At 63.8% G+C, this 26,693-nt stretch carries 26 protein-coding genes; 17 read left to right on the forward strand and 9 right to left on the reverse strand.

The window, feature by feature from the left end; genetic code table 11:
• Positions 1-1,031, forward strand: a 1,031-nt coding sequence (locus G3N95_RS19800) for a dihydroxy-acid dehydratase (protein ID WP_205971758.1), incomplete at its 5' end; no start/stop codon positions are given.
• Between the two features lie 74 nt (positions 1,032-1,105).
• On the opposite strand, the gene G3N95_RS19805 is transcribed toward G3N95_RS19800, so the two are convergent.
• Together G3N95_RS19805 and G3N95_RS19810 are read right to left on the reverse strand one after the other, a co-directional pair.
• The gene (locus G3N95_RS19805) at positions 1,106-1,711 is read right to left on the reverse strand and encodes a short chain dehydrogenase (RefSeq protein ID WP_205971759.1); all 606 of its coding nucleotides are present in this window, start codon (positions 1,709-1,711) and stop codon (positions 1,106-1,108) included.
• Between the two features lie 179 nt (positions 1,712-1,890).
• Complete coding sequence (locus G3N95_RS19810) at positions 1,891-2,340, reverse strand: DUF3005 domain-containing protein (RefSeq protein WP_205971760.1); 450 nt, start codon at positions 2,338-2,340, stop codon at positions 1,891-1,893.
• Between the two features lie 288 nt (positions 2,341-2,628).
• Between G3N95_RS19810 and G3N95_RS19815 the strand changes: the two genes are divergently transcribed.
• The 4 genes from G3N95_RS19815 (at position 2,629) to G3N95_RS19830 (ending at position 5,796) form a co-directional block, all read left to right on the forward strand.
• The gene (locus G3N95_RS19815) at positions 2,629-2,862 is read left to right on the forward strand and encodes a hypothetical protein (protein ID WP_205971761.1); all 234 of its coding nucleotides are present in this window, start codon (positions 2,629-2,631) and stop codon (positions 2,860-2,862) included.
• 160 nt (positions 2,863-3,022) lie between these two features.
• The gene (gene epsC / locus G3N95_RS19820; protein WP_205971762.1) at positions 3,023-3,955 is read left to right on the forward strand and encodes a serine O-acetyltransferase EpsC; all 933 of its coding nucleotides are present in this window, start codon (positions 3,023-3,025) and stop codon (positions 3,953-3,955) included.
• Between the two features lie 37 nt (positions 3,956-3,992).
• On the forward strand, positions 3,993-4,820 hold the full coding sequence (locus G3N95_RS19825; protein WP_205971763.1) for an AraC family transcriptional regulator: 828 nt from the start codon (positions 3,993-3,995) through the stop codon (positions 4,818-4,820).
• Positions 4,821-4,914: 94 nt separating this feature from the next.
• Positions 4,915-5,796 carry a DMT family transporter gene (locus G3N95_RS19830; RefSeq protein ID WP_205971764.1) on the forward strand — a complete coding sequence of 294 codons (882 nt, stop codon included), beginning with the start codon at positions 4,915-4,917 and terminating at the stop codon, positions 5,794-5,796.
• 744 nt (positions 5,797-6,540) lie between these two features.
• Here G3N95_RS19830 and folE read toward each other — a convergent pair.
• Both folE and G3N95_RS19840 read right to left on the reverse strand, forming a co-directional pair.
• Positions 6,541-7,170 (reverse strand): GTP cyclohydrolase I FolE, encoded by a 630-nt coding sequence (gene folE / locus G3N95_RS19835; RefSeq protein ID WP_205971765.1) that lies wholly within the window; start codon positions 7,168-7,170, stop codon positions 6,541-6,543.
• 105 nt (positions 7,171-7,275) lie between these two features.
• The gene (locus G3N95_RS19840) at positions 7,276-8,199 is read right to left on the reverse strand and encodes a LysR family transcriptional regulator (protein ID WP_205971766.1); all 924 of its coding nucleotides are present in this window, start codon (positions 8,197-8,199) and stop codon (positions 7,276-7,278) included.
• A gap of 151 nt (positions 8,200-8,350) precedes the next feature.
• On the opposite strand from G3N95_RS19840, the gene G3N95_RS19845 reads away from it, so the two are divergent.
• From G3N95_RS19845 to G3N95_RS19890, 10 genes are all read left to right on the forward strand, one after another.
• Complete coding sequence (locus G3N95_RS19845; protein ID WP_205971767.1) at positions 8,351-9,550, forward strand: 4-hydroxybenzoate 3-monooxygenase; 1,200 nt, start codon at positions 8,351-8,353, stop codon at positions 9,548-9,550.
• Positions 9,551-9,831: 281 nt separating this feature from the next.
• Positions 9,832-10,533: a 3-oxoacid CoA-transferase subunit A gene (locus G3N95_RS19850; RefSeq protein WP_205971768.1), complete on the forward strand. Its 702-nt coding sequence runs from the start codon at positions 9,832-9,834 to the stop codon at positions 10,531-10,533.
• An 11-nt stretch (positions 10,534-10,544) separates the two neighbouring features.
• The gene (locus tag G3N95_RS19855; RefSeq protein WP_205971769.1) at positions 10,545-11,204 is read left to right on the forward strand and encodes a 3-oxoacid CoA-transferase subunit B; all 660 of its coding nucleotides are present in this window, start codon (positions 10,545-10,547) and stop codon (positions 11,202-11,204) included.
• A gap of 137 nt (positions 11,205-11,341) precedes the next feature.
• Positions 11,342-12,706, forward strand: coding sequence for a 3-carboxy-cis,cis-muconate cycloisomerase (locus G3N95_RS19860; RefSeq protein ID WP_205971770.1), 1,365 nt, complete (start codon positions 11,342-11,344; stop codon positions 12,704-12,706).
• A gap of 21 nt (positions 12,707-12,727) precedes the next feature.
• Positions 12,728-13,519: a 3-oxoadipate enol-lactonase gene (gene pcaD, locus G3N95_RS19865; protein ID WP_205971771.1), complete on the forward strand. Its 792-nt coding sequence runs from the start codon at positions 12,728-12,730 to the stop codon at positions 13,517-13,519.
• Positions 13,516-13,908: a 4-carboxymuconolactone decarboxylase gene (pcaC, locus tag G3N95_RS19870; protein WP_205971772.1), complete on the forward strand. Its 393-nt coding sequence runs from the start codon at positions 13,516-13,518 to the stop codon at positions 13,906-13,908. The genes pcaD and pcaC overlap by 4 nt, the downstream gene beginning before the upstream one ends.
• Positions 13,909-14,680: 772 nt before the next feature.
• Positions 14,681-16,582, forward strand: a complete 1,902-nt coding sequence (locus tag G3N95_RS19875) for an ABC transporter permease (protein WP_205971773.1) — start codon at positions 14,681-14,683, stop codon at positions 16,580-16,582.
• Positions 16,579-17,376 carry an ABC transporter ATP-binding protein gene (locus G3N95_RS19880; RefSeq protein WP_205971774.1) on the forward strand — a complete coding sequence of 266 codons (798 nt, stop codon included), beginning with the start codon at positions 16,579-16,581 and terminating at the stop codon, positions 17,374-17,376. The genes G3N95_RS19875 and G3N95_RS19880 overlap by 4 nt, the downstream gene beginning before the upstream one ends.
• On the forward strand, positions 17,373-18,086 hold the full coding sequence (locus G3N95_RS19885; protein ID WP_205971775.1) for an ABC transporter ATP-binding protein: 714 nt from the start codon (positions 17,373-17,375) through the stop codon (positions 18,084-18,086). The genes G3N95_RS19880 and G3N95_RS19885 overlap by 4 nt, the downstream gene beginning before the upstream one ends.
• Before the next feature lie 124 nt (positions 18,087-18,210).
• Positions 18,211-19,431 (forward strand): ABC transporter substrate-binding protein, encoded by a 1,221-nt coding sequence (locus G3N95_RS19890; protein WP_205971776.1) that lies wholly within the window; start codon positions 18,211-18,213, stop codon positions 19,429-19,431.
• A 69-nt stretch (positions 19,432-19,500) separates the two neighbouring features.
• On the opposite strand, the gene G3N95_RS19895 is transcribed toward G3N95_RS19890, so the two are convergent.
• Entirely contained in the window at positions 19,501-19,752 is a 252-nt protein-coding gene (locus G3N95_RS19895) for a hypothetical protein (RefSeq protein ID WP_205971777.1), read from the reverse strand.
• A gap of 170 nt (positions 19,753-19,922) precedes the next feature.
• Between G3N95_RS19895 and G3N95_RS19900 the strand changes: the two genes are divergently transcribed.
• Positions 19,923-20,504: a DUF6496 domain-containing protein gene (locus G3N95_RS19900; RefSeq protein WP_205971778.1), complete on the forward strand. Its 582-nt coding sequence runs from the start codon at positions 19,923-19,925 to the stop codon at positions 20,502-20,504.
• An 87-nt stretch (positions 20,505-20,591) separates the two neighbouring features.
• On the opposite strand, the gene G3N95_RS19905 is transcribed toward G3N95_RS19900, so the two are convergent.
• Positions 20,592-21,920 (reverse strand): aspartate aminotransferase family protein, encoded by a 1,329-nt coding sequence (locus G3N95_RS19905; protein WP_205971779.1) that lies wholly within the window; start codon positions 21,918-21,920, stop codon positions 20,592-20,594.
• 155 nt (positions 21,921-22,075) lie between these two features.
• Between G3N95_RS19905 and G3N95_RS19910 the strand changes: the two genes are divergently transcribed.
• Positions 22,076-23,485, forward strand: coding sequence for a PLP-dependent aminotransferase family protein (locus G3N95_RS19910; protein WP_205971780.1), 1,410 nt, complete (start codon positions 22,076-22,078; stop codon positions 23,483-23,485).
• A 21-nt stretch (positions 23,486-23,506) separates the two neighbouring features.
• Here the strand turns inward: G3N95_RS19910 and G3N95_RS19915 are convergent, their stop codons facing one another.
• The 3 genes from G3N95_RS19915 to G3N95_RS19925 form a co-directional block, all read right to left on the reverse strand.
• Positions 23,507-23,698 carry a hypothetical protein gene (locus tag G3N95_RS19915; protein WP_205971781.1) on the reverse strand — a complete coding sequence of 64 codons (192 nt, stop codon included), beginning with the start codon at positions 23,696-23,698 and terminating at the stop codon, positions 23,507-23,509.
• 127 nt (positions 23,699-23,825) lie between these two features.
• Positions 23,826-25,283 carry a diguanylate cyclase gene (locus G3N95_RS19920; protein WP_241018737.1) on the reverse strand — a complete coding sequence of 486 codons (1,458 nt, stop codon included), beginning with the start codon at positions 25,281-25,283 and terminating at the stop codon, positions 23,826-23,828.
• Between the two features lie 278 nt (positions 25,284-25,561).
• Entirely contained in the window at positions 25,562-26,692 is a 1,131-nt protein-coding gene (locus tag G3N95_RS19925) for a GGDEF domain-containing protein (protein ID WP_205971783.1), read from the reverse strand.
• Position 26,693 lies beyond the last annotated feature (1 nt).

Here is a 26,693-nt window from a genome sequence, read left to right on the forward strand (position 1 = left end):
CGGGCATGCGCATCGTCGAGATGGTGTGGGAAGACTTGAAGCCGTCGGACATCCTCACGGAGAAATCGATCGATAACGCCGTGACGACCTGCCTCGCGCTGTCGGGATCGACGAATGCGATCGTGCATATGATCGCGTTGGCGCGTCGCGCGGGCATCCAGTTGACGCTCGATCGCTACGATTCGATTTCGCGCCGCACGCCGGTCCTCGCGAATATCCGGCCGACGGGCACGTTTCTGATGGAAGACTTCTATTACGCGGGCGGCCTGCCGGCGATGCTCGCGGAACTGGGCGATCTGATCGACCGCTCGCAGAAGACCGTGAATGGCAAGACCCTCGGCGAGAACCTCGAAGGCGCGCAGATTTTCAACGACGACGTGATTCGCCGCCGCAGCAATCCGCTGATGCCGGACAACGGTCTTGCCGTGCTACGCGGCAACATCGCGCCCGATGGCGCAGTGATCAAGCCGGGCGCCGCCGAACCGCATCTGCTGGTGCACACCGGCCGCGCGGTGGTGTTCAGCGACTACAACGACATGGCCGCGCGCATCGACAGCGACGACCTCGACATCGACGAAACCTGCGTGATCGTGCTGCAGCATGCGGGGCCCGTCGGCGCGCCGGGCATGCCCGAATGGGGCCAGTTGCCGATCCCGCAAAAGCTGCTGAAAAAGGGCGTGCGCGACATGCTGCGTATTTCCGATGCGCGCATGAGCGGCACGAGCTACGGCGCATGCGTGTTGCACGTGGCGCCGGAATCGTTCATCGGCGGGCCGTTTGCGCTGGTGCGCGACGGCGACATGATCGAGCTCGATGTGCCGCAGCGCAGGCTGAACGTGCTGGTATCGGATGAAGAACTCGCGCGGCGCAAAGCCGAGTGGGTCGCGCCCGCGCCGCGATTCACGCGCGGCTACGGCGCGATGCATCAGGTGCATGTGCTGCAGGCCGACAAGGGCTGTGACTTCGATTTCCTGCAACGCGACGGCGCGAGCGGTGCGAGCGCTTCGACAGGCGAGCCGGAAATCCACTGATAGAGATGAAAGCTAGCAGCGAGCGCATCCGCAATGTGCGCTCGCCAACCGACATCAAGCATAGCGTCGACTAGTCAGCTTCCGACGCGATACACACGCCCCGTCTGCGCGCCCTCGACGCTGCGCAAATAGGCCTGCGCTGCCTTCTTCGCATCGACGGGCTCGAAGCCGCGGAAGAACGGCGCATAGCTTTCCATCGATTCCGTCAGCACAGTCGGACTGATGACGTTGATGCGGATGCCGCGCGGCAGTTCGATCGCCGCGCCGCGCACGAAACCTTCGAGCGCCAGATTCACGGTGGTCGCGCTGACGCCCAGGCGGATCGGCTCGTCGGCGAGAATGCCGCTCGTCAGCGTGAACGAGCCGCCGTCGTTCACGTACTTCTGCGCGGCGAGTACGACATTGATCTGTCCCATCAGCTTGTCGCGCAGGCCGACCCAGAACTGCTCGACGGTCATCTCGGGCAACGGTCCGAAGTGAACCTTGCCTGTGGTGGTGACGACGCCGTCCACCTTGCCGATCGCTTCAAACAGCCGTTCGACACTCGCGGGATCCTTGCTGTCGACTTGATGCGCACCGCGCGTCGCGCCGACTTCGATCACTTCATGCCGCGCCTTCAGTTCGGCGGCGACTGCCTTACCGAGCGTGCCTGTTGCACCGATCACGACGATTCTGCTCATCTTCCGCTCCGTGGATGAAATTGCGCCGATTGTGCCGATCGTTTCAATCGGGAAAAAGATGTGCGCGCGACGAACTCATCAAACCGGCAGTTTCGAATCGCATGCACGTTCGCGCGATCGGGGGCAGGCTGACACGGCATGTGACGCGCCCTGAAAATGACGCGTCACATGACAAACACTCACTTCACACGTTCGAGTTCGATGATGCGCGTCGGGCGCTGATGGTTGAGCGCGTAATGCATACGGCCGCGCATCCGGTCGCCCGCTTCCGTACGCGGCTCGTGAAAGCGATCGTCGAAGTGCTCGACGACTTCGGGCGGAATCATGCCCTTATCGATCACGCGATAGCCGGGTTCCAGCGCAAGCAGCAGATGGTTTCCGCCGATGCGGCTGTCGAATCCCGCCAGTTCCGCATACGGATCGTCGGGAACGCTGTTGACCAGCGACGCGTTGCTCGTGGTGATTTCATCGGGGCCGATCGGCGCATGGCCCGCGATGCGCGCTGCTTCGTGGTTCTTGCTGTCGGTATCGACCGTGCTGTCGTGAGTGCGGTCGTTGTGCATTTCGGCACTGCGCGCGACGTCGGTTCCCGATTGCGTCGCCGGTACCTTGCGGGTGTTGAGGCTCATTTTGACGCCCTCCTTTGGCTCGTGCGTTAAAGCATAAGATAGGAGCAAAAGTTGTTCCGCGTGAGCGCCCGATCACCTTGCGAAGCGTGCGTGACGGCGCTTCGCGCTACCGGAAAATTTTTACGATTTTTTTTGGTGGACGCTCTTTTCCTACAGAGTATGATTCTGGTTCGAGTGCAGCAAGACCACATAACAGCATGACCACGGCGGTCTCGTCGGTTGCTTCGATACACGGCATCCCACTCGCAAAAAAGGACCATCTATGAGGCAGTCAGGGGCGGGTGACTCATGCACGTTGATGCTGCATTCACACATCGTGGCTACTTGCTGAACTGCGCGCCGGCGCGTTCAGGCGATGGAACTTGGCAACCGTATGTCGTCGTCTCGCGCTCCAGCGACGGCGAACTGGTCGCCAACCGCTTCTTCCCCACTGATCTCCGCTTCACCGACGAAGCCGCTGCTATCGCGCATGCTCGCGACTGGGCAGTCCGCTGGATCGACGCAAGCAGTATGACCGTGTAGCACGTCGTTTGCTACGCACTGCCGCGCATGCGGCGGCCTCGTCTGCATGAGCCATTCCTTATGCAAATCGCACAGAGGCGCGGCGGCGCGCGGCGAAACGCGGTAATCTCTGGGGACAATTCACTATCGTTGCGCTTCAGGCGCGATCGCCGTCCTCGCCATGTCAAACGTTTCTTCCCACAACTGGGGCCTCGAACAGATCGTCGCCGAATTGCGCGCATCGCGTGAAGAGCTCCATCGCACGCGTCATCCGCGCGGCATTCGCGAACTGCCTTCGCGCGACGGCGTGATCAACATCGTCGCCGGACTGCGCGCCGCGCTTTTCCCGACGCACTACGGCGCGCCCGATCTGACCGACGAGAGCGTCGACTACTACGTGGGCCACACGCTCGAAAGCACGCTGCGTCTGCTCGCTGAACAGATTCGCCGCGCGCTGCGCTTCTTGCCCGAGCATGCGGAGACGTCGGAAGCGGAATTGAGCACGCGCGCATTCGACGTCGCGCGCGAGTTCGGCAAGCAGTTGCCGGGCATACGCGCCATGCTGGTCAGCGACATTCAGGCCGCGTATGTCGGCGATCCGGCTGCGCAGCACATTACGGAGATCCTGCTCTGCTATCCGGGTGTGTGGGCGATGACGCATCATCGGCTCGCGCATGCGCTGCATCGGCTCGGCGTACCGCTGCTCGCGCGCTTCATCAACGAGATCGCGCATTCGGCGACGGGCATCGACATTCACCCTGGCGCGCAGATCGGCCCGAGCTTCTTCATCGATCACGGTACGGGCGTGGTGATCGGCGAGACGGCCATCATCGGCGAACGCGTGCGCGTCTATCAGGCGGTGACGCTCGGCGCGAAGAGCTTTGCCGCGGACGACGACGGCACCCTCGTGAAGGGCAACGCGCGTCACCCGATCGTCGAGGACGACGTGGTGATCTACGCGGGTGCCACGATTCTGGGCCGCGTGACGATCGGGCGCGGCTCGGTGATCGGCGGCAACGTGTGGCTCACGCATAGCGTGCCGCCCGGCAGCAGCGTGTCGCAGGGCAAGATCCGCGAAGGCGAGCGCGGCCGTAACGACGACGGGCGGCGCTGATATGCGCGCGTCGCTTCTTCTGCGCTGACTGCGGGCGATGAAGCCGCGCGGACGCGTCCAGATGCTGCGCTGTGCGCTCGACGGCGTCGAAGCGACGCTCGCGCACACGACTCACACGTTCGCGCGTCATTCTCACGATCGTTTCGGCATCGGTGTGGTCATTGCAGGCGGGCAGCGCTCGGCGAGTGGGCGCGGTCCCGTCGAAGCGCGCGCGACCGACGTCATCACCGTCAATCCCGGCGAAGTGCACGACGGCAGTCCGCTCGACGAACGAGGACGCGCGTGGCGGATGCTGTATTTCGAGCCGTCGCTGGTTACGGCGACGCTCGCCGAATGCGCGCGTGCGCCGCTGCGGCAAGTGGAATTAACGCGTCCGGTGCTGAACGATCCGCAATTGTCGATGTGTTTGACGCGGCTCTTCTCGATGGCTGTGCACGAGATCGACGAGCACGTGTCTCCTGACAATCTCGCTTGCGAAGAAGCGCTGCTTGCGCTGTTTGCGCACGTTGGACGGCATTACGCGACGTTGGCGCAGCCCGGACGCGAGCGCAATGGTTCTGTTGCGCGCGCAAGGAGGCGCATCGACGACGATCCCGCGTCGGCATCGACGCTGGCCGATCTCGCTGCCGAAGCCGGCATGAGTCGCTTCCAGTTGTTGCGCAGCTTTGCGCATGAAGTCGGTTTGCCGCCGCATGCGTACCGGATGCAGCGCCGGGTCGCGCTGGCGCGCCAGTTGATCGCGCGCGGCACGCCGCTGGTGGACGCTGCGGTGTCGGCGGGTTTCTCCGATCAAAGCCATATGACGCGCGCGTTCGTGCGGCTTTTGGGCGTGACGCCTGCGGGGTATGCGGTGGCTGTCCGCTGATCCATTCAGTTCGTCTCTCTGCAATAACGTTCAAGACCACGCATCGGCGCGAACCGTACGCTTGCCGCATCGTTCGAGATGAGGAGGCGGCGGAATGAACGCGCGTTACACCGGTTATGTTTTCTGCGCGCTGGCGATGATCGGCGTGGGCAGTACTGTGGTGGTCAGCAAGGGGATCGCAGGTGGCTTGCCGCCGTTCTCGGCGACCGCGTTGCGCTTTGCGATTGCGTTTCCGATATTTCTCGCGATGATGCGGGTGCTGAAGGTTCGGTGGCCGAAGCTCGACGCGCGCGATACGTTGTTGTTGATCGCGCAGGCGGGCGCGGGAAGCGTTGGCTATACGGTTTTTCTGATCGGCGGGATGCGGCTCGCGTCGGCGGCCGATGCGGGCGTGATTGCGGGAACGTTGCCGGCGGTGTCGGCTGTCTTTGCGATGCTCGCGCTTGGGGAGCGGCCGTCGGTGGCCGTCGTTGGTGCGATTGCGCTCGCGACGCTGGGTGTGGTTGTTTGTACCGTGCGGGTAGATGCACCTTTCGGTGCGCATTCTTTTGTCGGAAACGCGCTCGTGTTTGCGGCGATTGTCTGCGAGGCGCTGTTTATTCTGCTGAATCGCAAGCTGCGTACGCCCGTTGCGGCGTTGCCGTTGTCGGCGCTGATGAGCGGGATCGGGTTGCTTGTTGCTGTTTTGCCTGCCTGTTTTTTCGAGCAGCCCTGGCGGTTGGCTGTGGATTCTGGGCTTGCTGGCGCAGTCGCCGGAGTCGTGTATTACGCGCTCGTGCCGACTGTGCTTGGATTCGTGCTGTGGTATGCGGGTTCGTCTCGCCTGAGCGGCGCGGAGGCCGGTGTTGTCACTGCTCTCGTGCCTGTGTCCGCTCTTGTGCTTGCTGTTGGCGTGTTGCGGGAGAATGTTAGCGGTGCGCAGATTTTCGGGGTCGCTTGTGTGTTGGGTGGGGTTTTTTTGTCTGCGACGCGGTGATGCTTTTTTTTGCTGGCAAGCGCCTGTTTTTCGCTGGCATCCGCGATTTGCCTTCGTGCTTCATGCGTTGCCCCTGTGCGGGGCGGCACTTACTTTCTTTGCCGCCGCAAAGAAAGTAAGCAAAGAAAGCGGGCTAACCCCGCCAGTGCTAGTGATTGCCTGCGGGCCCCCAACAGTTCCTACGCTTCAAACGGCAACGCGTTTGTTTGTGCCCGTTGCCAGCGTGCTAACTGCACGCATCACCCGCTTCACACTCCCGCGCCACGGACCGCGTTACCTGAAGTCCACTGCCGCCCAGGTGGCAAACGGTGTGTAGGCCATCGCGACGGAAGTGCACCACTCCGGACTGAAAAGCGGGATCGGTGTCGTAAGAACGCTAACGCGTATGGTGCGACAACCTACACACAGTTTGCCACCTGGGCGGCGCAGACGATTCGCTGCGGCTGGCTGCGCTACGGGAGGTTGGAGTGGGTGATGCGTGCAGTTAGCACGCTGGCAACGGGCGGGAAATATGGCGTTGCCGTTCGAAGTGCGGGACCCGTTGGGGGCCCGCAGGCAGTCACAAGAATTGGCGGTGTTAGCCCGCTTTCTTTGCTTACTTTCTTTGCGGCGGCAAAGAAAGTAAGTGCCGCCCCGCACAGGGGCAACGCCTGAACACCGACATGAAATCGCGGATGCCAGCGAAAAAAAAACCGCCAGCAAAAAAACCAGAATGGCGACTAGCGTCGCAGACAAAAAAAACGACTAAGTATTAGCCACACTAACCGCCGTAGGACTATTCACGATGGACAAAAACTCCCTGCGAGTAGAAGGATCCGACCTGAAAGTCCCGAGCATCCGGGAAGTCACCATCTCAACGCCCGCCTTATGCACGCCCCGCGTGGACATACACTGATGCGAAGCTTCGAGAATCACGCCAACGCCCTTGGGCTGCAATACTTCGTTGAGCGTATCGGCGATCTGCACGGTCATCTTCTCCTGAATCTGCAGCCGCTTGGCAAACGCATCAACAAGGCGAGCCAGCTTGGATATCCCCACCACCCGATGCTCGGGCAAATAAGCAACATGAGCCCGCCCAATGATCGGCACCATGTGATGCTCGCAGTAACTTTCGAAGCGAATATCCTTCAGCACGATCATTTCATCGTAACCATCCACCTCCGAAAACGTGCGCGCAAGAATGTCGCGCGGCTCCACGTTGTAGCCCGCGAAAAATTCTTCATACGCTCGCACAACACGCGCCGGCGTGTCGAGCAGCCCCTCGCGCTGAGGATTGTCGCCCGCCCAGCGCAGTAACGTGCGCACGGCTTCTTCGGCTTCCTCGCGGGATGGCCTGCCGGGTGCGTCGGTGGGTGTTGTTTTCTTCGTCGTCATCCTTCGCTCCAGTTCCAGTAACACGCGCTTCGCATGTTGGGGCATTGTTCCATGTTTCCCGGCCCTACGCCCAACATGGATTTGCATCACATCCTGATGCAAGCGCTACTTCGGCCACTCATCCTTCGCGTCGTTGAACAGCTCGGCAACCACGCTACGAAGCCAGCCGGCACGCGGATCGTTATGAAACTTGCGATGCCAATGCTGCCTCAAGTCGAAGCGCGGCAACGGCAAAGGCGGTTCGACCAGCGTGATCGATGCATGTTCCGACACGTACGCAAAGCCGATCGCATGCGGCACGGTCGCGATCAGATCGGTGCGCGCAAGGATGAACGGCAGGCTCATGAAGTGCGGCGTCTCGAGCACCGCGCGGCGCCGGATGCGTTTTTTCTCCAGATACTGTTCGAGCACTTCCTGGCTGCGTCCTTCGGCACGCACCACGGCATGCCCGAGTGCGATGAACTGTTCGAGCGTCAGCGGCGCGCCCGCAAGCGGATGGTCGCTGCGCATCAGGCAGATGAAGCGGTGCGTGAACAGACGCTGCTGAAAGAAGTTGTTGCCGGAAAGATCGGGAAAGTAACCGACGGCGAGATCGATATCGCCCGATTCCAGTCCACGCTCGACATGCGCAGGCGGCAACGACACCGAACGCAGGTTCGCATGCGGCGCGCGCTCGGCAAACAGCTGCAACAGACGCGGCAGAAAGACGATTTCGCCGACATCGGATAGCGCAAGTGAAAAGGTCTGCGTCGTGGTCGCGGGATCGAAGTCCTGCGATTCGAGCATGCCTTTCTCGATACGCGCGAGTGCTTCTCGCGCCGCGGGAATCAGCGCCAGCGCGCGCGGCGTCGGCTCCATGCCGCGCGACGTGCGCACGAACAGCGGGTCGTTGAAGTATTCGCGCAGACGGCCAAGCGCCGTGCTCACGCGCGGCTGGCTCACGCCGAGACGTTCGGCGGCGCGGCTCACGTTGCGCATGTCTTCGAGCGCGACAAGGTAGGGAATCAGGTTGAGATCGAGTTCGGCCATGCTGGGGCGCGGCATTCAAGATGAACCGCACATTATCGACAAATCGTATATAACCTAACTTAAAAATGGCGATTTCGCATAGTCGGGAAAGCGCCGAGGGTCGCGTTTATAGAGGCGAACACTCGAACAAAAACGTTGGAGGCGACAAGCGATGCGCACCCAAGTGTTGATCATCGGCGCCGGCCCCGCCGGCCTGCTGTTGTCGCATCTGCTGCGGCTCGCGGGCGTCGAATCGGTGGTGCTGGAGAGCCGCTCGCGCGAACACTGCGAGCACCGGATACGCGCAGGCGTGCTAGAGCAGGGCACCGTCGATACACTCAACGAAGCCGGCCTCGGCGCGCGAATGCAACGCGAAGGACTCGTGCATCACGGTATCGAACTGCTGTTCGACGGCAAGCGTCATCGAATCGATCTGACGACGTTGACGGGCGGGCGCGCCATCACCGTGTACGGCCAGCATGAAGTGGTGCGCGACATGATCGCGTCCGCCGTCGAGCACCAACAGGCGCTGCATTTCGATGTAGCCAATGTCGCACTGCACGATCTCGCGACGCACAGTCCGTGGGTCCAGTTCACGCACGATGGCGCAGTGCGGCGGATCCAATGCGACTACGTGGCGGGCTGCGACGGCTTCCACGGCATCGCACGCGAGTCGATCCCGCCCGACGCGCTGCAAACCTTCGAGCGCGTCTATCCCTACGCATGGCTCGGCATTCTGACGGACGCCGCGCCGAACTGCGACGAACTCGTCTACGCGCATCACACGCGCGGCTTCGCGCTCTTCAGCATGCGCTCCGCCGACGTGACGCGTCTCTATCTGCAATGCCGTCCCGACGAAGATCTCTCGCAATGGCCCGACGAGCGCATCTGGACCGAGCTTCACGCGCGTTTCGAGAACGACGACGGCTGGCTGCCCGCAATCGGCGACATCACGCAGAAAGGCGTGACGCCGATGCGCAGCTTCGTGTGCGAGCCGATGCAATACGGCCGCCTCTTCCTGGCCGGCGACGCCGCGCACATCGTGCCGCCGACAGGCGCGAAAGGCATGAATCTGGCCGTCGCCGACGTGCGCGTGCTGTCGCAGGCGCTCGCCGCGCACTACCGCGAAGGCCGCGACGATCAGCTCGACACGTATTCGGCGACTTGCCTCGAGCGCGTCTGGCGCGCCGAGCATTTCTCGTACTTCATGACGAACATGCTGCATCCGTCGCTCGACGATTCGCCTTTCGTCGAACGTCTGAAGCTCTCGGAACTGCGCTACGTGACGAGTTCGGATGCAGCGTCGCGAATGCTGGCAGAGAATTACGTGGGGCTGCCGTTTCGCGATCGAGCCGAAAGCGCGGCGCAGTAGGGCAAACCACGAATCCGTTGCCTTGACAAGAGATGCGGACGCAAACCATAATGCGCCGGTACGTTCGCTAAACGAAACTGTGTTCGCATTAAGAACTTTTCGGAGTTCAACGACGGCACGGAAGCGGGCGGCGAACCCAACACATGCGGCCTGCGGCAGGTCTGCATGCCGTCAGCAGGACCATGAAGGAACAAGCGGACGTGGAGACCGTCCGGTGCGCATCCGCCGTTGAAGCGGCGGGTCGTGCGGCGCGGAACGACGCGTTCCAGAGGATATTCGACATGATCAACAAGATTTTCGAGTCACTCCAGTCGGCAGTCGCCGACGTGCATGACGGCGCGACCGTCATGATCGGCGGCTTCGGCACGGCGGGCATGCCGTCCGAACTGATCGACGCGCTCATCGAGCAGGGCGCCAAAGAACTGACCATCGTCAACAACAACGCCGGCAACGGCGACGTGGGCCTCGCGGCGCTGCTGAAGGCGAAGCGCGTGCGCAAGATCATCTGCTCGTTCCCGCGCCAGACGGACTCGTACGTGTTCGACGCGCTCTATCGCGCCGGCGAAATCGAACTGGAACTTGTGCCGCAGGGCAATCTGGCCGAGCGCATCCGCGCGGCGGGCGCCGGTATCGGCGGCTTCTTCACGCCGACGGGTTACGGCACGAAGCTCGCGGAAGGCAAGGAAACGCGCGAGATCGACGGCAAGCATTACGTGCTGGAAGCGCCGCTGCACGCCGATTTCGCGCTCATCAAGGCGTACAAGGGCGACCGCTGGGGCAACCTGGTGTATCGCAAGACGGCGCGCAATTTCGGCCCGATCATGGCGAGCGCCGCGAAGACGGCCATCGTGCAGGTGTCGGAAGTGGTGCCGCTCGGCGCGCTCGACCCCGAAGTGATCGTGACGCCGGGCATTTTCGTGCAGCGCGTCGTCGAAGTGCCGCAAGCGGCGCATCAAACGCAACGCCCCGAACAAGCCGCCTGAAGGAGACCGACATGAAACGACTGACCCGCGATGAAATGGCGAAGCGCGTCGCGCAGGACATTCCTGAAGGCGCCTATGTGAACCTCGGCATCGGCGTGCCGACGCTGGTGGCGAATCACCTCGACGCGAACAAGGAAATCTTCCTGCACAGCGAGAATGGTTTGCTCGGCATGGGCCCGGCGCCCGCGAAAGGCGAGGAAGACGACGAACTGATCAATGCCGGCAAGCAGCACGTCACGCTGCTGACGGGCGGCGCGTTCTTCCATCACTCGGATTCGTTCGCGATGATGCGCGGCGGCCACCTCGACTACTGCGTGCTCGGCGCATTTCAGGTGTCGGCGACGGGCGACCTGGCGAACTGGCACACGGGCGCACCGGACGCGATTCCTGCTGTCGGCGGCGCGATGGATCTGGCCATCGGCGCGAAGCAGGTGTTCGTGATGATGGAGCATCTGACGAAGCAGGGCGAAAGCAAGATCGTCTCCGCGTGCTCGTATCCGGTGACGGGGGTCGGCTGCGTGGACCGCATCTATACGGACCTCGCGATGATCGACGTGACGAAGGACGGCCTCGTCGTGCGCGAGATCTTCTCGGATATCGACTTCGCGGAACTGGAAAAGCTGACGGGCGTCGCGCTGATCGACGGCACGCAGCAGGCTCGCGCAGCCTGAGGCTTGCACGGGCTTGAATCGCGATGCGCGCGCAAATGCGCGCGTGACCTCGCCGCGGCGTTCGGCGACAATGAAACCGAACGCCGCGCGCTTTCTGGCGCGAACTTAACGCGCATTCATCCAACGCACTGAACATCATGCTAGAAGCTAGCGCCCGCTTGACTGGCCTGATCTGCGGCACGCAGCCCATGAACGACATCTGGTCGCCGCGCGCGACGCTGCAACGGATGCTCGACGTCGAAGCGGCGCTCGCCCGGGCCTCGGCGGCACATGGCGTGATTCCGCAGTCGGCCGTCGCCGCGATCGAAGCGACCTGCCACGCGGACAAACTCGACGCCGACGCACTCGCACGCGACGCCGCGCTCGGCGGCAATCTCGCGATTCCCCTCGTCAAACAGCTGACTGCGCGCGTCAAGGACGCCGATGCGCAAGCGTCGAAGTTCGTCCATTGGGGCGCGACGAGTCAGGACATCATCGATACCGCGACCGTGCTGCAACTGCGCGACACGTTCGATCTGCTCGACGGCGCACTGGCGTCGACGTGCGATGCCATCGCCGCGCTCGCGCAACGGCATCGTGCAACGCCGATGATCGGCCGCACGTGGCTGCAGCAGGCGCTGCCCATCACGCTCGGTCTGAAGTTCGCGCAATGGCTCGATGCGTTGCTGCGTCATCGCGAGCGGTTAGACGCGCTGCGCGAACGCGCGCTCGTGCTGCAATTCGGCGGCGCGGCGGGCACGCTCGCGAGCCTGCGCGACAAGGGCGGCGTGGTGGCCGAAGCGCTCGCGCAGGAACTGAAGCTGCAATTGCCCGCTGTGCCGTGGCACACGCAGCGTGACCGCATCGCCGAAGCGGCCTCGTTTTTCGGCATGCTGATCGGCACGCTCGGCAAGATCGCGCGCGATATCTCGCTGCAAATGCAGACCGAACTTGGCGAACTTGGCGAACCGGTTGCCGCAGGCAAGGGCGGTTCGTCGACGATGCCGCACAAACGCAACCCGGTCGGCTGCGCGGCCGTGCTGACGGCGGCGACGCGCGCACCCGGTCTCGTCGCGACGGTGTTCGCGGGGATGGTGCAGGAGCACGAACGCGCGCTCGGCGGATGGCAGGCCGAGTGGGATTCGCTGCCCGATCTCGCGCGTCTCGCGGGCGGCGCGCTCGCGAATATCGAGCAGATCGCGAAGGGCCTCGAAGTGAATGTCGAGCGGCTCGCTGCGAATCTCGACGTCACGCATGGTCTGATTCTCGGCGAAGCGGTGATGCTCGCGCTTGGCGACAAGATCGGGCGGATGGACGCGCATCATCTCGTCGAGCATGCGTCGAAAGAGGCCGTGAAAAGTGGCAAGACACTATTCGACGTGCTGGCCGCCGATGCATCCGTCACTCAACATCTGCCTGTCGAGCAACTGAAGCGGCTGCTCGATCCGGCCCATTATGTCGGCAGCGCGCATGCCTTCGTGGATGCCGTGCTGGCTCTTCATACCGCGCGCAAGAACGCGTGAACCAACATCAGGAGTAAAGGAATGCCTTACGCCGCAGTCAATGGCATCGAGCTTCACTACCGGATCGACGGCGACCGTCATGGCAATGCGCCGTGGCTCGTGCTGTCGAATTCGCTCGGCACGGATCTGTCGATGTGGACGCCGCAAGTCGCGGAATTCGCGAAGCATTTCCGCGTGCTGCGTTACGACACGCGTGGCCACGGTCATTCGGAAGCGCCGAAGGGACCGTATTCGATCGAACAGCTGACGGGCGACGTGATCGGTCTGCTCGACACGTTGAAGATTTCGCGCGCGAATTTTTGCGGCATCTCGATGGGCGGGCTGACGGGCATCGGGCTCGCGGCGCGCTACGCGGACCGTATCGATCGCGTCGTGCTGTGCAATACGGCGGCGCGCATCGGCTCGCCGGAAGTGTGGGTGCCGCGCGCGGCGCGGGCGCGTACGGAAGGCATGCTGACGTTGTCGGATGCTGTGCTGCCGCGCTGGTTCACGGCGGAGTTCATCGCACGCGAGCCGCTCGTGTTCAACTATGTGCGCGATGTTTTCGTGCACACCGACAAGGAAGGTTACGCGCTGAACTGTGAAGCGATCAACGCGACGGATCTGCGGCCGGAGGCGCCTGGTATCAAGGCGCAGGCGCTGGTGATCTCCGGCACGCACGATCTTGCTGCGACGCCTGCGCAAGGGCGCGAACTGGCCGCCGCGATTCCGGGCGCGCGTTATGTCGAACTGGATGCATCGCATATCTCGAACATCGAGGTGGCGGATACGTTCACGAAGACGGTGGTCGATTTCCTGAAGGGGCAGCGATGAACGACGATCAACGATATGAAGCGGGCATGAAGGTGCGCCGCGCGGTGCTGGGCGATGCGCATGTGGATCGTTCGCTGGAGAACCGCACCGAGGTTACCGAGGAGTTTCAGAATTTCATCACGCGGTATGCGTGGGGCGAGATCTGGACGCGAGAAGGGTTGCCGCGGCATACGCGGAGTCTTTTGACCATTGCGATGATGGTCGCGCTCAATCGCGGCGAGGAGCTTGCGCTGCATCTCCGCGCTGCGCGGAATAATGGGGTTACTCGCGAGCAGGTTAAAGAGGTTTTGCTGCAGACTGCTGTTTATTGCGGTGTGCCCGCGGCTAATTCTGCTTTTCATCTCGCTGATAAGATTTTTAAAGAGCAAGACGAGGCTGCGGGCGCCTGAGGGTTTGCGCTGTTTTAGCGCTGGCATCCGCGCTGTGTCTCTGGTTTGCTAGCGTTGCCCCTGTGCGGGGCGGCACCTACTTTTCTTTGCAGCGGCAAAGAAAAGTAGGCAAAAGAAAGCCGCTCACACCGCCAATTCTTGTTCCTGCCTGCGGGCCCCCGACGGGTCCCGCACTCCACGCGGCATCGAGCTAATCCATCCTCGTTGCCAGCGTTCTTCGATTCGCATCCCCCACTTCACATTCCTGCGTCACGGCCTGCGTTACCAGACGTTCACCGCCGCCCAGGTGGCAAACTATGTATTGGCTGTCGCGACGTCAACGCACCACTCCGGACTGACAAACGGGATCGGTGTCGTAGGATCGCAAACGCATGCGGCGCGACAACCTACACACAGTTTGCCACCTGGGCGGCGCAAACCATTCGCTGTCGCTGGCTGCGCTACGGATGAATGGAGTGGGTGATGCGCCTGTTCACGGCGTTGGCAACGGGCGGAAAAAAGCGTGTTGCCGTTTGGAGTGCGGGACCGGCTGGGGGCCCGCAGGCAATGACTAGCACTGGCGGTGTTAGCCCGCTTTCTTTGCTTACTTTCTTTGCGGCGGCAAAGAAAGTGAGTGCCGCCCCGCACAGGGGCAACGCCTGAACCACGAAGGCATAACGCGGATGCCGGCGCAGCAGAACCCGCAGACCAAAAAAACCACCTGCACACCACCAACATTTCGGGTATACCTGCACCCCATCAACAACCAACCCCAAGCGCCGCAGGCAAAAAAATGCTCCCCAACCTGCTAGTCCAACTGCTCAACGGACTCGCCGACGCCTCGGCGCTTTTCCTCGTCGCGGCGGGGCTGTCGCTGATCTTCGGCGTCACCCGCATCGTCAACTTCGGGCACGGTTCGTTCTACATGCTAGGCGTCTATGTCGCCTACACCATCACGAGCCGCTTCGGCGCAACGACAACGGGCTTCTGGCTCTCGGTGATAGCCTCCGCGCTGACGATAGGAGCCCTCGGCGCACTCGTCGAATTCATCGTGCTACGCCGCATCTACAAGGCGCCCGAACTCTTCCACCTGCTGGCAACCTTCGCCCTCGTACTCATCTTCCGCGACGCCACACTCGCGATCTGGGGCCCGCAAGACCTGTTCGGCCCGCGCGCCCCGCACCTCGCAGGTGCAATCGAACTGCTCGGCCATCAACTTCCGACCTACGACATCGCCCTCATCATCATCGGCCCGCTCGTGCTGCTCGCGCTCTGGTACGCACTGACACAAACCCGCTGGGGCACGCTGGTCCGCGCAGCGACACAGGACCGTGAGATGCTCGGCGCCCTCGGCATCAATCAGGCGTGGCTCTTCACGGGCGTGTTCTTCGTCGGCGCGTTTCTCGCGGGATTGGGCGGCGCGCTGCAAGGGCCGCGCATGTCAGCGAATCTTTCGCTCGATCTCGAGACCATCGGTAACGCGTTCGTCGTCGTCGTGGTCGGCGGGATGGGCTCGATTCCCGGCGCATTCATCGCGGCGCTGCTGATCGCGGAGATCAAGGCGCTGTGCATCGGCATCGGACACGTGTCGCTGTTCGGCATCGACCTGTCGCTGAGCCGCTTCACGCTCGTCGCGGAGTTCGTCGTGATGGCTATCGTGCTCGTCGTGCGGCCGTGGGGTCTGCTCGGACGTCCCACATCGGCCGTGCGCGCGGCCACCGCGCCCGAAGCACCATTGAAGCCCGCAGGCAAACCGCTCAAAGTGCTTGCCGCCTGCGTGCTCGCCATGCTCATCGCCGCGCCGCTTGCGGCGAACGCGTTTCCCTATATGCCCGTGCTGTTCGTCGAAATCCTGATCGCCGTTCTGTTTGCCGCGAGCCTGCACTTCATCATGGGACCGGGCGGCATGCACTCCTTCGGTCACGCCGCGTACTTTGGCCTCGGCGCATACGGCGCAGCGCTCTTTCTGAAAGTGCTCGATCTGCCGATGGAAGCAGCGCTCGTGCTCGGCCCTCTGCTCGCCGTGCTTGGCGCGCTGGTGTTCGGCTCGTTCTGCGTGCGGCTGTCAGGCGTGTACCTGGCGATGCTGACGCTCGCGTTCGCACAGATCGTGTGGTCGGTCGTGTATCAGTGGGACGACGTGACGGGCGGCAGCAACGGCATTCTCGGTTTGTGGCCGTCGAACTGGCTGTCGTCGCCCATTGCGTACTACTACCTGACGTTGGCGTGCGCGGTGCTCGGCGTGTGGCTGTTGCGTCGCATGCTGTTCTCGCCGCTCGGCTACGCGATGCGCGCGTCGCGCGATTCGGCGTTGCGCGCGGAAGCAATCGGCATCGATACGAAGCGCGTGCAGTGGGCCGCATTCGTGATCGCGTCGCTGTTCTGCGGACTCGCAGGCTCGCTGTACGCGTTCTCGAAAGGCACGATCTCGCCGGAAGTGATCAGCGTGAGCCGTTCCGTCGACGGTCTCGTGATGGTGCTGCTCGGCGGCATCCAGACCTTGACGGGGCCCGTCGCGGGCGCAGCGCTGTTCACGTGGCTGCAGGACGCCGTCGCGCGGCAGACGGACTACTGGCAGGCGCTGCTCGGCGCCGCGATCCTGCTACTGGTGATCGCGTTTCCGCAGGGTATCGTCGGCTTCGTGCGCGAGCGTTTCGAGCGTGATGACACCCGCGCAGAACGAGGCCTGCAATGAGCCTGCTGCGCGTATCGAATCTGTCGATGTCGTTCGGCGGCGTCAAAGCCGTCGACGACGTGTCGTTCGACGTGAACCCCGGCGAACTCCTCGCGCTGATCGGCCCGAACGGCGCCGGCAAATCGACGTGCTTCAACATCGTCAACGGACAACTGCGTCCCACGCGCGGCTCCGTGATGCTCGACGGACACGAACTCGTCGGCATGCGTCCGCGCGATATCTGGCGGCGCGGCGTCGGCCGCACGTTTCAGGTCGCGGCGACTTTCAACTCGATGACCGTGCTGGAGAACGTGCAGATGGCGCTCGTCTCGCGCGAAAAGCGGCTGTACGGTTTGTGGAAACGTGCCGCATCGCACTTCGAGGATGAAGCGTTCGCGCTGCTCGATCAGGTCGGCATGGCGACGCACGCGCAGCGCGCTTGCAGTGTGCTCGCGTATGGCGATGTGAAGCGGGTCGAAATGGCCGTCGCGCTCGCGAACCGTCCGAAGCTGCTGTTGATGGACGAGCCGACGGCGGGTATGGCGCCGCAGGAGCGCAGCAACCTGATGGCGCTGACGAAGCGCCTTGCCGTCGAACGCCACATCGGCGTGTTGTTCACCGAGCACAGCATGGACGTCGTGTTCGCGAGTGCGGACCGGATGATCGTGCTCGCGCGCGGCAAGCTGATCGCGCAAGGCGACGCGGACACGATACGCAACGATGCGAACGTGCAAGCCGTCTACTTCGGCACGGGCAAGACATTCCAGCCGCACGCGACGTTATCGCGTGAAAGCCGCGCGGGGTCACTCGAATGAACGCACCGATGCTGCAACTCGAACGCCTGAACGCGTACTACGGGCGCGCCCACATCCTCTTCGACGTGAGTCTCGAAGTAAGGCGCGGCGAAGTGGTCGCGCTGATGGGCCGCAATGGCGCGGGCAAATCGACGACGATGAAGTCGATCATGGGCCTTATGCCGCGCCGCGAAGGCGCGATCCATTTCAATGGCGCGGACATCTCCATGCTGCCGCCGCATCGCATCGCGCGCATGGGTTTGGGCTACGTGCCCGAAGACCGCCGCGTGTTTGCGGGACTCACGGTGATGGAAAATCTCCACACCGGCCGCCAGCCGCCGCGTGCAGGCGCGCCGTCGTGGACGCCGGAGAAACTCTTCAAACTGTTCCCGAATCTCGGCGAAATGCCGAAGCGTCCCGGCGGCCAGATGAGCGGCGGCGAGCAGCAGATGCTCACCGTGTCGCGCACGCTGATGGGCAATCCATATCTGGTGCTGCTCGACGAGCCGTCCGAAGGCGTCGCGCCCGTGATCGTCGAACAGATGGCGAACATGATTCTCGAACTGAAGCGCGAGGGTCTGTCCATTCTGCTGTCCGAGCAGAACCTGCATTTCGCCGAACTGGTCAGTGACCGCGCGTACGTGCTCGAAAAAGGCCAGATCCGTTTCAGCGGCACGATGCGCGAACTCGCGCAAGACGATGTCGTCCGGCGCGCGCACCTGGGCGTTTAATGGTCTGCGGCAGCACGAGCGCATGCCACGCTTCCAGGTGCACGCGCAAAACTCCGGTACGATGCAGCACCGTCCGGCGGCCCGCGCCGCTGCACCAATCAACCGACAATAAACGGAGTGACGCATGACCTCGCGCGCAGCATGGACTTCCCGCATCGCCGCTACGCTGGCGGTTTCCCTCGGTGTGTCGCTCGCGGCGCCCGGCGCATCCGCGCAGCAGACCATCAAGATCGGCGAAATCAACAGCTACAAGGCACAGCCCGCTTTTCTCGTGCCTTACAAGAACGGCTGGAATCTCGCGCTCGATCAGGTGAACGGGGCGGGCGGCGTGCTCGGCAAGAAGCTCGAAGTGGTGTCGCGCGACGATAACGCGAACCCCGGCGACACGATCCGCGTCGCGCAGGAGCTGATCGCGCGTGAGCAGGTGCAGTTGCTGTTCGGTGGCTATCTGTCGAATACGGGACTCGCGCTGACGGACTTCGCGAAGCAGAAGCGCATGTTCTTCCTCGCCGCGGAGCCGCTTACCGACAAGATCGTCTGGGCCGACGGCAACAAGTACACGTACCGTTTGCGTCCTTCCACCTACATGCAGGTGGCGATGCTCGTGCCCGAAGCGGCGAAGCTGAAGAAGAAGCGCTGGGCGCTCGTGTATCCGAACTATGAATACGGCCAGTCGGCGGTTGCGACGTTCAAGAGACTGCTGAAGGCTGCGCAGCCCGACGTCGAGTTCGTTACCGAACAGGCGACGCCGCTCGGCAACCTCGACGCGGGCGCGACCGTGCAGGCGCTCGCCGACGCGAAGCCCGACGCGATCTTCAACGTGCTGTTCAGCGCGGACCTCGGCAAGTTCGTCCGCGAAGGGAATACGCGCGGCCTCTTCAAGGACCGCAGCGTGGTTTCGCTGCTCACGGGCGAGCCCGATTATCTCGACACGCTCGGCGCGGAAGCGCCCGTCGGCTGGATCGTGACGGGCTACCCGTGGTATTCCGTCGATACGCCCGCGAACAAGAAGTTCGTCGCGGACTATCAGGCGAAGTATCACGACTATCCGCGTCTCGGATCGGTGGTCGGCTATTCGGCGCTGATGTCGATTGCGAACGGCATCAAGAAGGCCGGTTCGACCGATCCCGACAAGCTGGCGGCCGCGTTCAAGGGCCTGAATGTCGATACGCCGTTCGGGCCGATCACCTATCGCCCGCAGGACAACCAGTCGACGATGGGTGCATTCGTCGGCGTCACCGCGTTGAAAGACGGCAAGGGCGTGATGACGTCGTATCGCTATATCGACGGTGCAAGCGTGCAGCCGTCCGACGCCGAAGTGAAGAAGCTGCGTCCCGCAGAGTAAGCGGCGCGCGCCGCAGTCGAACGAAAGGCCAGCCAGCGCGGCTGGCCTTTTTTCATCGCGTGTGCCGCGTCATTCCTCGGCGTCGTGTTCGGCCACGAAGTGCCGCAGATAGGCGAGCACGGCTGCCTCCGCTGCGCGATGGTCGGCGCAGCTTTTCGAGCCGGCGTTTTCTTCGTCGCCGAAGAGCGTCGATGGCGCGTCATGCACGTCCACTTCCTGACCTTCGCGGAAGATGCGGATCTCGTGTATCGCTTCCGCGTACTCCGCGACCCAGTGTATGCCTTCGATATGCGCGCCTGCCCTGACTGTCGGTGTGTTCATGAAGCGTCTCCCTTTCCATGCAAGGTCGCTGGATGGTGGCCTGATCGCTCGCCCTTCCCGTAAACCATAGACGCTATGCGCGCATCGCGCAGCCTCTGTTGCGTCAGGCGCGGGACGCGGCACGGCCGTTGCTGCGCTACGGAGGCCAACAGTCATACGGGAGCACTGTCATGCCGGATAAAGCAACGATGAAGCGTGCCGCCGCCGATAAGCGTGCCGGCAAGTCGCCGGGCACCCAGGCCGGCGAGTTCGTGAAGGAAGAGATCGATCACGTGCGCGAAGGCAAGCACGGCGTCAGATCCGCGAAGCAGGCGATTGCGATCGGTCTGTCGAAGGCGCGCCGTGCGGGGGTCGCGTTGAAGCAGCCGAAGGCAGGGACGACGAGCGCCGGCACGCGCAAGAAGGCCGCTGCCGATTCGGCTGCGGGCCAGCATAAGTCGCCTGCCGCGAAGCGCACGGCGGCGAAGAAGGCTGTCGCGAAGACGACGGGCAAGAAGACAGCGGCGCGCAAGCCGAGCAGCGAAACGACGGCGAAGCGCTCGCGTGTTTCCGAGGCCGTGCTGAAACGCGAAAGCGGACGCGGCGCATCGAAGGAAGCGCTGTCGAAGCAGACGAAGACGGCCGCCGCGAAGCGTCCGGCTGCAAGCCGCTCGGCGGCAGCGAAAAAGGCGGCTGCGACGAAGGGCGCGGCGGCCCGCTCGACTGCTGCGAAGAAGGCTGCGCATACGCGGGCTGCGCGCACGCATCACTAGCCATCAGCAGGAACAGGCGGAAACGAGCAGGCAAAAAAACGCCGCTGCGCACGGTATCGCGCGCAGCGGCGTGTGATGCGAACTGCTTTACTGAATCGAAGCCAGCGCGTTGCGCACCGTCTGGAAGACGTGTTCGATCTGCGCTTCGTCGATGATCAGCGGCGGCGAGAACGCCAGGATGTCGCCCGTGAAGCGGATCAGCACGCCTGCCTCGAAGCACTTGACGAACGCCTCGTACGCGCGTGCGCCGGGCGCGCCGTCACGCGGCTCCAGTTCGACGCCCGCGACCATGCCGAGATTGCGGACGTCCTTCACGTGCTTCGCATCGCGCAGCGCGTGAGCGGCGGCCTCGAACTTCGGCGCGAGTTGTGCCGCGCGTTCGAACAGACCTTCGCTGCGATACAGGTCGAGCGTCGCGACGCACGCGGCAGCCGCGAGCGGGTGTGCCGAGTATGTGTAGCCGTGGAACAGCTCGATCGCGCCCTGTGCGCCCGCGTTGACGATCGTGTCGTGCACCGTGCGGCTCGCGGCGACAGCGCCCATCGGCACAGCGGCGTTGTTGATCGCCTTCGCCATCGTCAGCAGATCGGGCTTCACGCCGAAGTATTCGCTGGCCGTGGCTGCGCCGAGTCGGCCGAAACCCGTGATCACTTCGTCGAAAATCAGCAGGATGCCGTGCTTCGTGCAGATGTCACGCAGCTTCTGCAGGTAGCCTTGCGGCGGAATCAGCACGCCCGTCGAGCCTGCGACGGGTTCGACGATCACGGCCGCGATCGTCGATGCGTCGTGCAGCGTGACGATGCGCTCGAGTTCGTCGGCGAGATGCGCGCCCCAGGCCGGTTGGCCCTTCGAGAACGCGTTCTGTTCGAGATTGTGCGTGTGCGGCAGATGATCGACGGCGGGCAGCAGGCCGCCCGAGAACGTCTTGCGGTTCGGCGCGATGCCGCCGACCGAAATGCCGCCGAAGCCGACGCCGTGATAGCCGCGCTCGCGGCCGATCAGACGCGTGCGTTGACCTTCGCCGCGCGCACGGTGATAGGCGAGCGCGATCTTCAGCGCGGTGTCGACCGATTCCGAACCCGAATTGGTGAAGAACACTCGGTCGAGCCCTTCAGGCATCAACTCCGCGACCTTCGCCGCCGCTTCGAACGCGAGCGGGTGGCCCATCTGGAACGTCGGCGCGAAGTCGAGCGTCGCGGCCTGCTTCTGGATCGCGGCGACGATCTCGTCGCGGCCGTGGCCCGCGTTCACGCACCACAGGCCCGCACACGCGTCGAGCACGTCGCGCCCGTCGGTCGAGCGGTAGTACATGCCTTTCGCCGATTCCAGCAGGCGCGGTGCGGCCTTGAACTGACGGTTGGCGGTGAACGGCATCCAGAAGTTCGACAGATCGTCGATCACGGGGCGCGAAGTCATGGGTTTCTCCTCGATTGGGTAGCGAAACTGTAGCGTCCGAGGTTAAATGACGGACATAAACAGTTGCGTCACTGCGCTGCTAACTGTGCTGGTCGAATTGCATCAACTGTGCTGGCATTGGCCGGGCATCGCCAGCTTCCTCCGGATGAACCCGCATGATCGAACTCGAACTGGACCGTGACCGCCGTGCCGCACCGACGCTCGTCGAGCAGGTCGTGCAAGGCTTCGCGCATGCAATCGACCGCCAGACGCTGCGCGCCGGCGCATTGTTGCCGTCCGTCCGGCAGCTGGCGCAGTCGCACTCGCTGAGCACGTTCACTGTGACGGAGGCGTACAGCCGGCTTGTATCGATGGGACTCGTGACCGCGCGGCGCGGTTCCGGCTATCGCGTTGCGCCGCGTGCGCGGACCTCGAATGCGAGCATCGTTGACTGGCAACCGCCCAGTCTCACCGCGACGTGGCTGCTGTCCGACGTGTTCGCCGACCACTCCGTGCCGATCAAGGCGGGCGGCGGCTGGCTGCCGAGCGAGTGGATCAACGAAACGGGCATGCAGCACGCGTTTCGCGCGATGAGCCGGGTGCCAGCCGTGCGTCTCGGCGACTATGGACATCCGTATGGCTTCGCGCCGCTGCGCGCGAAGATCGCCGAGCAGATGGACGGGCGCGGTTTGCCCGTCGATGTGTCGAACGTGCTGTTGACGCAGGGCGCGACTCAGGCGCTCGACCTGATCGTGCGCACGCTGCTGCGCGCGGGCGATACGGTAGTCGTCGAAGATCCGGGCTACTGCAATCTGCTGCAGATCCTCAAGCTCGCGGGCCTGACCGTGATCGGCGTGCCGCGCACGCCGGCGGGCATGGATACCGACGTGCTCGAGAAAATCGTCGATGAGCATCGGCCCAAGGCCATTTTCGTCAACACGACGTTGCAGAACCCGACGGGCGCGACCTACGCGATGGCGTCGGCGTTCCGGCTGCTGCAGATTGCCGAGCGCAACCGCATGTGGGTGATCGAGGACGACGTGAGCCGCGAACTCGCGTTGCCCGGCGCGCCGATGTTCGCGGCGATGGAGGGCTTGCGGCGCGTGCTGTACATCAGCGGTTTCTCGAAAACGGTGACGCCCGCGTTGCGCTGCGGCTATGTGGTCGCTGAACGTGACGTGTTGCGCGAACTGGCGCGTACGAAGATGGCGGTGGGGCTGACTTCGTCGGAGGCGATCGAGCGGATCGTCGACAAGGTGCTGCACGAAGGGCGCTATGCGCGGCACGTCGAGCAGGTCAACGACTGGCTGCGCGCCGCGCATGCCGTCGTCGAGGAGCGGCTGGATGCGCTCGGGCTCGAAGCGTTTCACCGGCCGCGCGCCGGCTTGTTCCTGCTTGCACGTTTGCCCATTGCGCCCGAGCGCGCGGGCGAGATCGCGACGGCGGCGCTGGCGGACGGCATCTGGCTCGCGCCGGGCTCCTATTTCCGTCCCGACGATGCGCCGAGCGCATGGTTCCGCTTCAATGTCCCGCATTCGACGGACGATGCGCTGTGGCGCTTCATCGAACGGGTGGGACGCGGCTGAGCGTGTGCGATGCCGCGGGTCTCACGGCCTCGCGAGCGCGTCGATCAGTTCGGAGATGTTTTCCGCACCGACGTTGTCCTCCAGCAGCCCGATGAAGACGCGGCTGTACAGCTGATCCCGCTGGAGTTCGGGAAGGTCGGTGCGGGCGTTGGCAATCGCTTCCGCCGCGCGATGCGCGGAGCTGACGATGCGTTGTGCAAGTTTCTTTTCCATACGATTCGCTAACGACCGCAAGCCGAAAAGCTTGAGCCGTTCTCCCTGAATTCGAGCATTCGTTCGTTCCGCTTCGGATTTCGATCGAAGCGGGGCGCCGAATGCCTTTTGTCGTGTTATGTCCGCATCACGCGACCAGCGCCTTCGTTACCGACGGCGCACGGCTCGCGCGGCTGCGTTCTTTCGCGTCGTACATCACGCGATCGGCGGCTTTCACCAGATCGGCCGCGCGCTCGCCCGGTTGCAGCACCGCAATGCCGAGACTCGCGCAGACGCGGTACGCATGGCCGTGCACGGTGACGGGCGATTCGAGCGCCGCCGTGATCGCTTCTGCGATGATCCGCGCCGACGCCTCGCCATCCGCGCTGACGACCAGAAACTCGTCGCCGCCCAGCCGTCCCGTCTGCGCGCGCCCCTGCGCGACATCCCTCAGGCGCCGGGCGATCTCGGCAAGAATCGTGTCGCCGAGGTGGTGGCCGAACGTATCGTTGAGTTCCTTGAAGCGGTCGAGGTCGACGAAGATCGCCGCGACTCGGCCGACGGCATCCGGCGCGGCGACGGCTTCGTCGAGCAGATCCATGATGCAGCCGCGATTCGACAGGCCCGTGAGCCGGTCCGTATGCGCGAGCCGATGCAACTGTTCCCTGCCTTTGAGCAGCTTCAGGATCAGCGCGGCGATCCACGTCGACAGCCCGACGAGAATCAGCGAAATCACGCTCGCCATCGTCACGTAGACGCGGCGCATCTTGTAGTAATCGTCCAGCGCTTCGGCGAGCGACAGGCCGGCCATCACCGTGAGCCCGTAGCGCTTGACCTCGCGGGTCGCGACGATGCGCTCCACATGATCGATCGGATCGACGAACAGTTCGTCGTTCATGTGCGGATCGATGTAGCGCGTGGGCAAGGTGTCGCCCGTGCGGCTCGGCGCATCGCCCGCGCGGCGCGACAGCATCGAGCCGCGGCCCGACAGCACCGCAATCATCCCGTGATCGCCGAGCGCGGCGCTCGTGTAGAAGCCATCCGTGAGCCACGCGGGATTCTCCGACACGATTACGACGCCGCCGAAGCTGCCGTCCGGGCGGTTGATGCGCCGTGTCACCTGGATCGACCACTGCCGCGAAATCCGCCCGACCAGCGGGTCGCTGACGAAGAGACCCACGTCGGCGCGCTCGCGATGCACGCGGAAGTGCTTGCGGTCGCTGAGATCGATCGAGCCGGTAAACGGAATCGTCGACGCGATCACGTGACCGTCCGCGCCCGCGAGCGTCACTTGCAGCGCTGTGTCCGCCGTAATGAGGCCGTATGCCTGGTATTTCTTGAGATCGAACGTATCGGGCGAAGTCTCGTAGCCGTATTTGACGAGCAGCGCGATCGCGTCGACGTCGTGAATCGTTTTCAGCGTGTGGGTGTCGAGTGCGCTCGCCACCGTGCGGGCCGCGACGTGCGCGTCGTGCAGGACGGATGCTTTCTCGATGCGCAGACGCATCAGGATCGTGACCCACAGCACGGCGAGAATCAGCACCGTCAGCGCCGGCAGCAGAATGAATGCGCGGTGCGGCGCATTGCCGGGGCCGCGCGGCTGCAAGCGCTTGAGAAATGCGCGAAGTCTGCCTGTTTGCGATCTTGCTGCGGGCGCGGTGTTCATCACTGGCTGTTGGCTGTCGCCTGATGCACTTCAACTCGACCGTTCATAAAAGACAGCGCGCATGCTGCCGCCGCCGTCACCTTGCTGCACCCTTATAACGGCAGCGCAGGCCGGAAGTTGATTGCCATTTTCAGTTTCAAACGAAAGAGCACAGACGTGCTGCTGCAGCGCGATTTAGCGCCTGAGTCGACCGGGTGGAAACGGTTTTTGCGTGCGAATCATGCGGGCGGGATCGGCGGAGATTGTGAAACGGGCGGGATGGCGAATGCATAGCCGTTTTTGCCGTGGCGCTTCACTTCGTACATTGCGCCGTCGGCGGCGGCGACCAGCAGCCGGTGATCGGGGACGCGGTCGGGATACGTGGCAATGCCGACGCTCGCGCGTACCAGTCCGAGGCCCATTCGCGCATCGGTGTCGCCGACGCAGTTCATCAGCCGCGTGGCGATGCCCACGAGTTCCGCGTCGCCGCCGTATCCCGACACGAGCGCCGCGAATTCGTCGCCGCCCATCCGCGCGACCAGATCGCTGGGGCGCAACGACTGACGGAAGCGCTGGGCGAGCGCGACCAGGAACTCGTCGCCGACGCCGTGGCCCAGCGTGTCGTTGACCTGCTTGAAGCCGTCGAGGTCGATATAGAGCAGCGCGCAAGGCTCGGGCGCCGGCCCGACAGCGATCCCGTCGAGCCGCGCGAGCAGTTGCTGCCGATTCGGCAGGCCCGTCATCGCGTCATGCTGTGCCGCGTGCTGGAACCGATGCGTGAGCCCGGTGAGCTGCCGATGCCGCCGCGCGAACACGACGAGCGCCGCGAGCAGCGCGCCCGTCACCACGACGGTCAGCACCGCCAGCACGCTTGCGACGCGCAGCGTACGGCGGTGTACATCGGTGCTGATCGCGTCGCGGCGGGTGCGCCAGTAGTCGGCTGTGGCGTCGAGCGACTGCTGCAGTTCGTCGAGGCTCTTCGCCGTGGCATCGGCCTGCGGCAGACGCGGCGCGGGAACAGGACTCGAGCCGATCAGCGCATCGAGTTCGGTAATGCGCGTGTCGAGTTCGTCGAGCGCCTGGCGATACCGTTTGTCGATGCCGCTCGACGCTGTATCCGAAGGCCGTTTCGACAGCGGGATGCGCTTCAGCAGGCTCGCGGAATCGAGCGCGTTATCGGCGCGCGCGACGGCCTCCAGCACGAGCGATGCGTACTGCTGCTGAAAGTGATCGGAGTAGAGCGCGCGCACCTGCACCGCGATATACAGCAGGCCGGCGACGAGACACGCCAGGGCGATCGCGCCGACCGCGATCGGCTGCGGGCGCCATCGCGGGCTGGCTGGGCGGATCGGCGTGACGGTTCGCTTCACG

It is taken from the genome of Paraburkholderia sp. Tr-20389, from assembly GCF_017104565.1.
Taxonomy (GTDB): Bacteria; Pseudomonadota; Gammaproteobacteria; order Burkholderiales; family Burkholderiaceae; genus Paraburkholderia.

Excerpts from the sequence above, each read along its gene's own strand:
- folE (WP_205971765.1), bottom strand. The coding sequence starts at position 7,170 with ATGACGACGAAGAAAACAACACCCACCGACGCACCCGGCAGGCCATCC.
- G3N95_RS19910 (WP_205971780.1), top strand. The coding sequence starts at position 22,076 with ATGATCGAACTCGAACTGGACCGTGACCGCCGTGCCGCACCGACGCTC.
- G3N95_RS19850 (WP_205971768.1), top strand. The coding sequence starts at position 9,832 with ATGATCAACAAGATTTTCGAGTCACTCCAGTCGGCAGTCGCCGACGTG.
- G3N95_RS19855 (WP_205971769.1), top strand. The coding sequence starts at position 10,545 with ATGAAACGACTGACCCGCGATGAAATGGCGAAGCGCGTCGCGCAGGAC.
- G3N95_RS19825 (WP_205971763.1), top strand. The coding sequence starts at position 3,993 with ATGAAGCCGCGCGGACGCGTCCAGATGCTGCGCTGTGCGCTCGACGGC.
- pcaD (WP_205971771.1), top strand. The coding sequence starts at position 12,728 with ATGCCTTACGCCGCAGTCAATGGCATCGAGCTTCACTACCGGATCGAC.
- G3N95_RS19890 (WP_205971776.1), top strand. The coding sequence starts at position 18,211 with ATGACCTCGCGCGCAGCATGGACTTCCCGCATCGCCGCTACGCTGGCG.
- G3N95_RS19840 (WP_205971766.1), bottom strand. The coding sequence starts at position 8,199 with ATGGCCGAACTCGATCTCAACCTGATTCCCTACCTTGTCGCGCTCGAA.
- G3N95_RS19860 (WP_205971770.1), top strand. The coding sequence starts at position 11,342 with ATGCTAGAAGCTAGCGCCCGCTTGACTGGCCTGATCTGCGGCACGCAG.
- G3N95_RS19895 (WP_205971777.1), bottom strand. The coding sequence starts at position 19,752 with ATGAACACACCGACAGTCAGGGCAGGCGCGCATATCGAAGGCATACAC.
- G3N95_RS19815 (WP_205971761.1), top strand. The coding sequence starts at position 2,629 with ATGCACGTTGATGCTGCATTCACACATCGTGGCTACTTGCTGAACTGC.
- G3N95_RS19875 (WP_205971773.1), top strand. The coding sequence starts at position 14,681 with ATGCTCCCCAACCTGCTAGTCCAACTGCTCAACGGACTCGCCGACGCC.
- G3N95_RS19905 (WP_205971779.1), bottom strand. The coding sequence starts at position 21,920 with ATGACTTCGCGCCCCGTGATCGACGATCTGTCGAACTTCTGGATGCCG.
- pcaC (WP_205971772.1), top strand. The coding sequence starts at position 13,516 with ATGAACGACGATCAACGATATGAAGCGGGCATGAAGGTGCGCCGCGCG.
- G3N95_RS19880 (WP_205971774.1), top strand. The coding sequence starts at position 16,579 with ATGAGCCTGCTGCGCGTATCGAATCTGTCGATGTCGTTCGGCGGCGTC.
- G3N95_RS19885 (WP_205971775.1), top strand. The coding sequence starts at position 17,373 with ATGAACGCACCGATGCTGCAACTCGAACGCCTGAACGCGTACTACGGG.
- G3N95_RS19830 (WP_205971764.1), top strand. The coding sequence starts at position 4,915 with ATGAACGCGCGTTACACCGGTTATGTTTTCTGCGCGCTGGCGATGATC.
- G3N95_RS19805 (WP_205971759.1), bottom strand. The coding sequence starts at position 1,711 with ATGAGCAGAATCGTCGTGATCGGTGCAACAGGCACGCTCGGTAAGGCA.
- G3N95_RS19900 (WP_205971778.1), top strand. The coding sequence starts at position 19,923 with ATGCCGGATAAAGCAACGATGAAGCGTGCCGCCGCCGATAAGCGTGCC.
- G3N95_RS19915 (WP_205971781.1), bottom strand. The coding sequence starts at position 23,698 with ATGGAAAAGAAACTTGCACAACGCATCGTCAGCTCCGCGCATCGCGCG.
- G3N95_RS19845 (WP_205971767.1), top strand. The coding sequence starts at position 8,351 with ATGCGCACCCAAGTGTTGATCATCGGCGCCGGCCCCGCCGGCCTGCTG.
- epsC (WP_205971762.1), top strand. The coding sequence starts at position 3,023 with ATGTCAAACGTTTCTTCCCACAACTGGGGCCTCGAACAGATCGTCGCC.
- G3N95_RS19810 (WP_205971760.1), bottom strand. The coding sequence starts at position 2,340 with ATGAGCCTCAACACCCGCAAGGTACCGGCGACGCAATCGGGAACCGAC.